Annotated in this window: 8 protein-coding genes; 6 read left to right on the forward strand and 2 right to left on the reverse strand. The window is 71.1% G+C overall.

The genetic code is table 11. The features are described 5' to 3' along the window. Together ACXAHD_RS29525 and ACXAHD_RS29530 are read right to left on the reverse strand one after the other, a co-directional pair. Nucleotides 1-4,067 (reverse strand): caspase family protein (locus ACXAHD_RS29525; protein ID WP_475054729.1); only part of this gene is annotated, 4,067 nt, incomplete at its 3' end. Continuing rightward, complete coding sequence (locus tag ACXAHD_RS29530) at nt 4,064-4,723, reverse strand: hypothetical protein (protein ID WP_475054731.1); 660 nt, start codon at nt 4,721-4,723, stop codon at nt 4,064-4,066. The genes ACXAHD_RS29530 and ACXAHD_RS29525, both read right to left, overlap by 4 nt. A gap of 500 nt (nt 4,724-5,223) precedes the next feature. Here ACXAHD_RS29530 and ACXAHD_RS29535 point away from each other — a divergent pair, with 500 nt between their 5' ends. The 6 genes from ACXAHD_RS29535 (at nt 5,224) to ACXAHD_RS29560 (ending at nt 9,181) form a co-directional block, all read left to right on the forward strand. Further along, on the forward strand, nt 5,224-5,778 hold the full coding sequence (locus tag ACXAHD_RS29535; RefSeq protein ID WP_475054733.1) for a hypothetical protein: 555 nt from the start codon (nt 5,224-5,226) through the stop codon (nt 5,776-5,778). 534 nt (nt 5,779-6,312) lie between these two features. Continuing rightward, nucleotides 6,313-7,056, forward strand: a complete 744-nt coding sequence (locus ACXAHD_RS29540) for a hypothetical protein (protein ID WP_475054736.1) — start codon at nt 6,313-6,315, stop codon at nt 7,054-7,056. Then, the gene (locus ACXAHD_RS29545) at nt 7,056-7,235 is read left to right on the forward strand and encodes a hypothetical protein (RefSeq protein ID WP_475054739.1); all 180 of its coding nucleotides are present in this window, start codon (nt 7,056-7,058) and stop codon (nt 7,233-7,235) included. The genes ACXAHD_RS29540 and ACXAHD_RS29545 overlap by 1 nt, the downstream gene beginning before the upstream one ends. A gap of 502 nt (nt 7,236-7,737) precedes the next feature. Continuing rightward, entirely contained in the window at nt 7,738-8,103 is a 366-nt protein-coding gene (locus tag ACXAHD_RS29550) for a hypothetical protein (RefSeq protein WP_475054742.1), read from the forward strand. 199 nt (nt 8,104-8,302) lie between these two features. Continuing rightward, nucleotides 8,303-8,770, forward strand: coding sequence for a hypothetical protein (locus tag ACXAHD_RS29555; protein ID WP_475054745.1), 468 nt, complete (start codon nt 8,303-8,305; stop codon nt 8,768-8,770). Between the two features lie 141 nt (nt 8,771-8,911). Continuing rightward, complete coding sequence (locus ACXAHD_RS29560) at nt 8,912-9,181, forward strand: hypothetical protein (RefSeq protein WP_475054748.1); 270 nt, start codon at nt 8,912-8,914, stop codon at nt 9,179-9,181. Nucleotides 9,182-9,365: the final 184 nt, after the last annotated feature.

Consider the following 9,365-nt stretch of genomic DNA (forward strand, 5'->3'; position numbering starts at 1 on the left):
GCCACCGAACGCACCCAATCGGTGTGGCCGGTGAACGGCTGGCCGATCGGGGTGCCGGTGGCCGCGTCCCACACCCGCACCGTCCGGTCGTCGCTGCCGGAGACGACGACAGTGCGGCCGTCGAACTCCCCTACCGCCACCGACCAGACCGTGCCGGTGTGACCGGTGAACGGGTCGCCGATCGGGGTGCCGGTGGCCGCGTCCCACACCCGCACCGTCCGGTCGTCGCTGCCGGAGACGACGATCGGGCGGCCGTCGAACTCCCCTACTGCCACCGACCAGACCGTGCGGGTGTGGCCGGTGATGGGCTGGCCGATCGGGGTGCCGGTGGCCGCGTCCCACACCCGTACCGTCCGGTCGTGGCTGGCGGAGACGATGATCGGGCGGCCGTGGAGTTGCCCCACCGCTACAGCGTTCACCTCCCTGGTGTGGCTGGTGATGGGCTGGCCGATCGGGGTGCCGGTGGCCGCGTCCCACACCCGTACCGTCCGGTCGTCGCTGCCGGAGACGACGATCGGGCGGCCGTCGAACTCCCCCACCGCCACCGAACGCACCCAACCGGTGTGGCCGGTGAACGGGTCGCCGATCGGGGTGCCGGTGGCCGCGTCCCACACCCGCACCATCTGGTCGGCGCTGGCGGAGACGATGATCGGGCGGCCGTGGAGTTGCCCCACCGCTACAGCGTTCACCTCCCTGGTGTGACCGGTGAACGGGTCGCCGATCGGGGTGCCGGTGGCCGCGTCCCACACCCGCACCCTCCGGTCGGCGCTGCCGGAGACGACGACAGTGCGGCCGTCAAGCTGTCCCACCGCCACCGACCAGACCGCGCCGGTGTGGCCGGTGATGGGCTGGCCGATCGGGGTGCCGGTGGCCGCGTCCCACACCCGCACCGTCCGGTCGTGGCTGGCGGAGACGATGATCGGGCGGCCGTCGAGCTGCCCCACCGCCACCGACCAGACCGTGCCGGTGTGGCCGGTGAACGGCTGGCCGATCGGGGTGCCGGTGGCCGCGTCCCACACCCGCACCGTCCGGTCGGCGCTGGCGGAGACGATGACCGGACGGCCGTCGAGCTGCCCCACCGCCACCGAACGCACCCAATCGGTGTGGCCGGTGATGGGCTGGCCGATCGGGGTGCCGGTGGCCGCGTCCCACACCCGCACCGTCCGGTCGGCGCTGGCGGAGACGACGACAGTGCGGCCGTCGAGTTCCCCCACCGCCACCGAACGCACCCAATCGGTGTGGCCGGTGATGGGCTGGCCGATCGGGGTGCCGGTGGCCGCATCCCACACCCGCACCGTCCGGTCGGCGCTGCCGGAGACGACGACAGTGCGGCCGTCGAGCTGCCCCACCGCCACCGACCAGACCGCGCCGGTGTGACCGGTGAACGGGTCGCCGATCGGGGTGCCGGTGGCCGCGTCCCACACCCGCACCGTCCGGTCGTCGCTGCCGGAGACGACGACAGTGCGGCCGTCGAGTTCCCCCACCGCGACCGCGTTCACCTCCCTGGTGTGGCCGGTGATGGGCTGGCCGATCGGGGTGCCGGTGGCCGCGTCCCACACCCGCACCGTCCGGTCGTGGCTGCCGGAGACGACGATCGGGCGGCCGTCAAGCTGCCCCACCGCCACCGACCAGACCCCGCCGGTGTGACCGGTGATGGTGTGGTGCGGGGCGGGTAGGCGGCAGGATGCCCAGTCGGTGACAAACGGAAGCTGTAGGCCGCTGTCCGCGATCGCCTGGGCGAGTTTCGGGGCGCGCGCGCAGCGAGCGGATAGCTGCAGGTAGGCAGCACGCTGGCCGGTGGCGGCGGCACGGAGTCGGGCAAGAGCGCGGCGGTAGGCGTCAGCGGCGGCGTGACCGTCCGGGGTGCGGGTGTGGAGCAGTGCTGCGGACAGCGGCGCCGGGGGGGTGTCGAGCAGGAACCGCGGCTGGGTGATCAGTGCGTCGAGGCGGTCGCTGGCGGCGGCGTGGGTGGCGATGGCCGCCGCCGTGTACGGGTGGGCGCGGGACCAGTCCGGGGTGCCGTCGATCAGCCGGGGGACCCGGTCGACCAAAACATCGACAATCGTGGCCTGGTCGGCTTCGGTGTCGCGGTCCTCCCGCAGGTGCTCGGCGAGAGATTCGTGGTAGAGGCGGTACACCGAGCGGCGGTCGAGGCTGGTTTCGATGATGTAGTAGCCGGCCTGCTCGATCAGCCACTCCAGGTCGGTGTTCGTGCACGGACGTCCGGTCAGCGCATACACGAGCCCTGGCCACAAGTCCTCCCACGGCAGACCGGCCGTTTCGGCGTAGGCCAAGGGCAGCAGCAGGTCACGCGCGCGGGAGGCCTGGCCGCGCAACCGCTGGTCGAGATCCTGGCTCATCGCCTCTGCGGCGTGCCGGGGAAGCCCCGCCCGCCACGTCGGATCGTACGGATTGGCGACCGGTTCCGGACGCAACGCGAGGCTGCGGGCAGTGATCAACGCGACCAGGAACGAGTCACCCGCGCTGTCCGCGACCGCGTCGGCGACCGCGTCCACGAAAGCCGCGGGCTGCCCGCGGTACGGAGAGGTGTCGACCAGCTCGGTCAGGCACCTCCGCGCGTACCGGTGCACACTTTCCCGGTCGGCGAACTCCGGCCAGTCGAGATCCATCCGCCGCACCGGATGGCCGAGAGCGTCGACCAGATGCGACCGGGTGCCGATCATCATCCGCAGCGGTATCCGCCCGGCGGCGGCCACCAGCGGCGCCAGCACCTGCTCCACCACCGGAGAACCACGACCGCTCCGGGCCTCGCCGCTGTCCACCGCCTCGTCAACCGCGTCCACCACCACCACGACCGGCTCGGCATCACGGGGAAGCCCACGGACCAGGGCGCTGACCGAATCCACACCACCGATGCTGTCGACACCGGCCGCCTCAGCGAGCGCGGCCAGCAAATCCTGCGGAGTCTGCCCTCGGGCGTACACGAACCGGCGGATCGCACCGTCGGCGGGAATCGTGTCAGCGGGCAACAGATGCAGATTCGGCACCCACCGCCGCCGGCGCGGATCGGCAAGCACATCCAGACGCGCCAACAGCGCTGACTTACCCGAACCCGGTCGACCGGTGACCACCAACGTCGCCGGCCCCGTCCCCGCCAGCCATCGGGTCGCCTCCCGCAACGCGGCATGCCGACCGGTGAACAACCACAGATCATCCCGGCCACCCGCAGCGTCCAGCCCTCGCGCCCGCGGGTCCACATGATCGCGGCGCTCCCGCTCCCGCGCCTCCCGCTGGACGCGCAGGTCACGGGTGCGCAGGTCGTAGTCGCTGAACCAGTTGTCGAAACGCGGGTTCGGGAAGAACTCCGCCGCCTTTTCCCCAACGAACATCAACCGGGCCTGCTGAGACGGTGGGGTCCGCGCGTTGATCGCGGTGACCAGGGCGTCCAACGGCAGGAACGGCACCTCGAAACCGGCCACCGAGCGATCATGCACCGCGGCGGCCAGAGCCTGGGTGAACGCCCCCGGCACAGCAGGCTGATTAGCCCGGGCGGCGACGATCACCGCGACGGACGGGGAACCGTCCAGAGCCCGAAGACGAGTCAGAAACTCGGCGGCGCCTGTGTTCATCCGCACGGCCGCGCTGCCCGCATAGCAGGTGTCCAACACGAACAGCAGTTGCTGCCCGGCCACCTCGCCCAGGGTGTGGCTGTCCAGAATCCGCCCGGTCAGGTCACCGGCCCGCACCGAGCCCCAGCTGACATCGACGGTATCGGCCATCGGCAGCAGCAGATCACCATTGTGGTCGACACCGTGACCGGTGTAGTAGACCACCACCACGTCGTCCGGACGCCGCTGCGGATCGGTCAGGAACACGCGGAGCCGATCCTGGAACTCCCGCGCGCCCATCCCCAACCCGAAGCCCGGCACCGCTGAGTAGCCCAACCCGGTGAACAACTCCCGGGCCCGCCACAACTCGTCGGCCAGCTCAGGCCGATCCTCCAACTCCAGATCAGGGCGACGAACCGCCAGATCGGGATGGTAGACGGCGGTGGCCGCGCCGATGAGGAACCGTCGCGGCGACCCGCCACCCGCAGCGGCGGTCACCGCAACCCCGCCAACACCGCCGCACCGGTCTCCGCAGCCGACAGATACCGCTCAACCTGGTGGGCGGCGATCCCGTTGCTGATGGCCACATCGGTCACCCGTCCGCCGAACACCTCACGCAGCCTCGGCCGTAACGCGACGAAGTCAGCGTCGTCGGTGATGTTCACCCAACGCCGCACCCCCGGCCAGACCCCCACCAGATCCCCCCGCCCATCCCGGACCGGCGGCGGCCGCAGCCGCTGCGTCACGACATGCGGCACCCCCAACGGGGAACCCAACGTCACCAGATCCGTCACCGGCCACTGCGGATGCGCACACAACGCCTCGTACGCCACCACCGACCCCAACGAATGCGCCACCACCACCCGCGTGTCCGGCCCGATCACGGCCGCGAACCGCCCCTGAATCTCCGCCCGCACCTCCGGCTGCCCGAAATAGGCGGAAACCTGCTTCAGCCAGAACACCAACACCCGCTCCGACACCCGAACCAAAAACCGCGACCCCGCCAACGCCAACACCGCCGCCCGCACCGACGCCACCCCACCCAACGACCGCCCATCCGGCGACGCCACCAGCGGATCCACCGCCGCCGCAGCCCGCCACCACTCCACCAACAACTCGGTCTCCAGACCCGCCTCGACATCGCCGGCCGTCAACGGCGGCACACCCGCGCCGAGAAAACGCCCCGGGGCACGAAACACATCACCAAACGCCACAAAATCAAGATCGTCGGCAGTCAGCGCATCCCGCACACCAGCCAACTCGACCCCGCCCAACAACGCAGGACCCCACACCGCAACCATCTGCGGACGCGTCAAGAACGTATTCAAGATCCCATGAACCGCAACCACCCTCGCCACAGCCAGGCACGCTACACCGGACAGTCACCAGAACCAGAGCCCTGATCCACAGATGTCAACAACCCGACCAGGCGACCATGATCCGCCACCCGACAGCCTCGAGCAGGCCGGCAGCCCGTCCAAGGAGGCAATGAATCACCCCCAAAGACTCCTTACTCATCTGCCGCGTTGCAGGCCGGCGGCGGATGAGGTCGTCGCCCTCGGGTTCCAGGCGGTCATCGGAGCCGGACCAGGACGCTGTCCTAACGGTGCTTGGCTCGTACGGGAAGTTGGGTGTCGCCGGACCCTTCATCGCCATGTTCGGCAAGGAGCGCAACTGCGTCGCCGAGGTCGCCTCGGTCTTCGCCGAGCAGTTTCACCGCTTGGGCTACCTCCGGCTGGAGCGGCTGCTCGACACGGGTGACTGGGACCACCTCACCGATAGTGTCCGGCAGCGATTCGATGGCCAGGATGCGCGTCGCAGTGAGGTCGAAGCCAGCTACGGACCGCCGAGCATCGTCATCGAGAAACGCGTGCTTTGCTATGCCTCAGCTGACACATCCGGCTGGCTCTTCTTCGACTGCTTCGAGGACCGTGGACCCGGCGAGTACGTCCCCGGGGCGGGACGCTACGAGTGGCGGAGGAACGACGATCCATTGGTGCGGGCGGTGCGCTGTCCCGCTCCGGACTTCGAGGCCGGTCTCGTCCTGACTCTCTACGGGAAGGTGATGCGCTGGGGACCGGGCTGGTGGCTGGACCACCCGGAAGGCCTGCCCGACCACCAACAGGTGATTGCAGCCCAGCTACGCGCCGTCGCGTTACGCGATCCATCCCAGTCGCTGCGGGCACGGCGAGACAGCCAAGAAGGTTAGCTCACGATGATGCCGCGTCTCGCGGGCGAACCGATCCTCATTTGCCGCGAACCGGGCGTCGGCCGGCTGCCTGCCAGATACCCGAACGTGGGCGCTCGTACCCGGACGCCGCCGAACGTCCGCGTCTGCCCTCGGTGAGGTCCTCTGTGAGGGTCGCCGGTTCTCACAGCGTAGTGCTTCACGACGGCCCCGCCTGATCTGGTACGGCTCACAACGCAGGTCAGCGCCGGTTTTCGGCGATCGGCTCGTGGGGCCGGGCTGACAGCGCGGGCTTCTACCGTTCACGGCACCAACACCACCTCATCAACTCCACCCCCGGTCCGGTCCCGCCTCGGAACCACCGCCGCATCTGTCCGGTGTGCCGCGTCCACCCGCCCTGCCCGGGGCCGGTCGACGTCCGCGCCGCGCGGCGACCCGCAGGCCGCACCTGACCACCCCCGCGCCACCGCTGTCCCCGCAGACCGACCCCGCGCACCTGGTGGGTCGGTTGTCTCCGCGCGCTGTGACGCGCCCATCCGTGAAGGAGATGGTTCCATGCCCAAGACCCCGCGTGAGGGTGCCCGCACCCCGGCGGTCGCGCCGAAGGCGACGATCCGCGCCATGGTCCTCTGTGTTCCGGCCGAGCTGCCCCGTGAGTCGCTGACCGCGCACCAGCTCGATCGCACCTTCGGTGTCCAGGGAACCCTGGCGCCCCGTTTCTGGGCGTCCCCCGCCCTGCGGCGGTGGCAGCACCGGCGGATGATCAGCCTGCGTAAGGGCCGTCCGGCGTGCTGCGCCGGCGGGCCGGTGAGACTGCTCGACCTGGACGGCATGCGGCACGCCGCCGCCATGGGGGCGGGCATCCGTCACCAGCTGTTCACTCAGGTCGTGCACGGCACCCGCGCCGCCACCCCGTGGCCCGTCTACGAGTCCCGGCACCTGACGGACCCGGCGACGTACCCGTGGGAGACGGCGGTCGCGGACTTCAACAACCAGCCCCGGATCAACGCGATCCGGATGCACAACGCCGCCAGCTACGGCGCGGGGCAGATCGCTCTCGGCGAGCTGGAGATGTACCAGGCCGGTCACATGGCCTACCGGCATCACAGCGCGTTGGCGGCGATCGCCGGTGACGCGCTCATCACCGCTGAAGGGGCCAAGCTGGCCGCTGCCAGCGACGCGATGGCCGACCGGGTGACCTATCTCGAACAGGCCCACCGCCTGTTCGCCGCCATCGACCCCGACCAGCGGCTGCTCGCGGTCGCGGTCTGGCCGGGGGCGGGGAAGGAGACAGTCTGATGGGCCGCGTCATGCTCCTGCTCGACGAGGTCGAGCGGCTCGCCGACGCCTGTGTCCGCGCCCGACGCCACGACGCGTCTTCTCCGGTGCCTCCGGCGCTGCGGATCATGCACGACGAGTTCGGCCGGGTCTACCTGACCGGCGACCGCGTCGACGCGGGCGAGCACCAGCGTCTGTGACCGGTCACCCGCGGCCTGACGGGGTGGCGGCCGGTGTCGGTGCGGGCCGGCGAGTTCACCGGCAGACGACACCGTCGGCGGCGGTGCGGCAGCCTCGGTGAGATCCCGCTGCGGGAGCCGCAGAGCCAGCTGCTCCGGCGCGTCCGAGCCGGTATCGGCGCCGGCTGGTGCGCCTTCCTCGTCGACCACCACTTCGACGCCGGCATCGTCGCCGGTGTCGGCCGTGGACGCTTCCGCGGCCCCGCGATGACCCCGGCGGGACACCCACGCGGGTCCCATTTCGCCGCGCCGAGGACACGCGCTGCCGGCCGGTTTGACGCCACCCCTGCCGGACCGCCCCTGAGCGGGGGCGTCGACCGTGCGGCTACCCGCCCGCGCGGGCGGCCGTTCCTTTTCCTCCTTGCCGGATCAGCCCGGCGGCCTGACCGCGCCGCCCGGGCCCTGCCCTGCCGAACCACCCGTGGCGACGCCGCCCCACCCCTGTCTGGAAGGACACCGCGACATGGTTCACGTACCCGGTGACGCCGACCCGTTTGGCGCACATGTTCCACACAGCTCCCGCCCGACCTCGGCCGGCATGGCAGTGGTCGACCGGACCTTCGGTGAGCACGGGCAAGGCTACGAGGTCACCGAGATCCGCCGGACCGGTGGAGGACTCCTCCTGCGGGTCCGTATCCACCGCGACGCCTACCCGCAGCAGAGCCACGCCCTCGTCGAGGTCTTCACCCCGGCGATGACCTGGACCCGGTTGACGCACGAACCGGTGTCGGCGTGGCACGACACCACCCCGTCCAGCAGCAGCAGCGCGATGCCGCTGACCGACCTCACCGAGCGGCTCTTCCGACGGGCCGCCGCGATCCTCGGGTAGGCCTGTCCGCCGCAGAAGCCACACCCCGCCCCTGCCTCGCCGGGCCGGTCCGGGGACGGCCGCCGTCACCGTTCACGCCCACCTGCGGTGACTCCGGCCCGTCGCCCGGCCGTTGCCCGTGCGGATCTCCGCACACCCCCGGGCACGGCCGCGCGGGCCGTGCCCGGGGCTGTTCGCCTTGTTGAGAGGAGCAGCACCGATGCCCCGAAGCCGTTCCCGGCCGTCGCCGCCGGCCGCCTGCCGCCCGGACGGTGACCTGACCGCCCTGCCCCCGCAGCGGTACGCCTGCCGCTGCGGTGAGGAACTCCGGCCTGTCCGGACAAGCCCTGGGATCAACGACTGGGCCTACGAGACCTTGTCCGGGCAGCGTCGCCGCGACGACCGGCCGCCGCTGCTGCGTGAGGACCCGGCCCGCTGGTGGGGGGAGCTGCGGCGGCTCACCGCCGCCGGCGACATGCGTGCGGCCCGGATCTACACGACCGTGACGGCCGCCGAGGACCTCGGCTTCAACCTGTGGTGGCACTACCACCACCCCGAACGGCCGTTGACCGCGCCACCGCAGCGGCGGCCGCCGTTCTGTTGCGGATCACCCATGTGGGCAAGCCCGGACGGGTGGGCCTGCCGTGTCACCCACCGCCTCTTTCCCTACACCCCCGAGGCGCGCTGACCCGTCACCGGCCGCGCGTCCAGCCACCCACGGCTGCTTCTCCACGCGCGCCACACCACACCGTGTTCGTTCGACCACCACGCCTGCGGGTGAGTTCAGGGCCGGGCCCGGACGCTCCACCCTGGCTGGAAGGAATCCGACATGGCCGTTCACGTGCCCACCGCACAACAACTCGTCGACCTGCTCACCGACATCATCCGCCGGCACGGCGACGAGCCCGCCGTCCACCAACCGGTGTTGCTCGACCTCGACGGCGTACACGCCACCGTCTCCTCGGTCGAGTTGGCCGACATCACCGACGAGTGCCGGTGGTCGGGCTGCCACCGCGCCCACGGGCAGACGAACCCGCCGGCAGACGCCCCCAGGCAGGGCGTCCACCTCGCGGTCGTCATCGGCGGCCTCACCGACTGACCGCGCGGTCGCACACCCTGCCCGCGTACAGCCGGTTCCACCCCGATCAACCCATCGTCGACGTTCTCGCCACCCCCCCCCAGAATCGAAGACATCGAAATGCCCCACAAAAAAAAAAAACCCCACCACCAAAAGTTCCCCCCCCCCTCCCCCACCACCCCCACCCCCCCCACACCCCCCCTTT

It is taken from the genome of Micromonospora sp. ABR4_055 (genome assembly GCF_056160425.1).

Bases quoted from the DNA above. Each gene is read 5' to 3' on its own strand.
- ACXAHD_RS29535 (WP_475054733.1), top strand. From the start codon at position 5,224: ATGTTCGGCAAGGAGCGCAACTGCGTCGCCGAGGTCGCCTCGGTCTTC.
- ACXAHD_RS29540 (WP_475054736.1), top strand. From the start codon at position 6,313: ATGCCCAAGACCCCGCGTGAGGGTGCCCGCACCCCGGCGGTCGCGCCG.
- ACXAHD_RS29545 (WP_475054739.1), top strand. From the start codon at position 7,056: ATGGGCCGCGTCATGCTCCTGCTCGACGAGGTCGAGCGGCTCGCCGAC.
- ACXAHD_RS29550 (WP_475054742.1), top strand. From the start codon at position 7,738: ATGGTTCACGTACCCGGTGACGCCGACCCGTTTGGCGCACATGTTCCA.
- ACXAHD_RS29555 (WP_475054745.1), top strand. From the start codon at position 8,303: ATGCCCCGAAGCCGTTCCCGGCCGTCGCCGCCGGCCGCCTGCCGCCCG.
- ACXAHD_RS29560 (WP_475054748.1), top strand. From the start codon at position 8,912: ATGGCCGTTCACGTGCCCACCGCACAACAACTCGTCGACCTGCTCACC.